Raw genomic sequence first — 250 nt, forward strand, 5'->3', positions numbered from 1 at the left:
AAACCGCGCAACGCGCCCCCGGTATGGACGATTTGAAAGTGGCTTCCATGAAAAAGGAAAAACTGCGTTTGAAAGAGGAGATTAGCCGCCTGTCGAGCTGACCCTTACCGCGCAATGCGGCGTTTTTTGATCGCTGTCGTTCCGCTTTGGCGGGGCGGCAGACTGGATGGCCAGTAAGTGCCGCATTCGGCTTTCATTTGTCGCATTAAAAAAGGCCAGTCTTGGGAAAAGACTGGCCCAATAAATTTCT

1 protein-coding gene is annotated in these 250 nt (G+C 52.0%); it reads left to right on the forward strand.

What is annotated here, in order from left to right:
• Window positions 1-101 (forward strand): YdcH family protein (locus FCK22_RS18620; protein WP_136720777.1); only part of this gene is annotated, 101 nt, incomplete at its 5' end.
• Between the last annotated feature and the right edge of the window lie 149 nt (window positions 102-250).

The organism is Sulfitobacter sp. 15WGC (assembly GCF_005068605.1).
GTDB classification, from domain to species: domain Bacteria; phylum Pseudomonadota; class Alphaproteobacteria; order Rhodobacterales; family Rhodobacteraceae; genus Sulfitobacter; species Sulfitobacter faviae.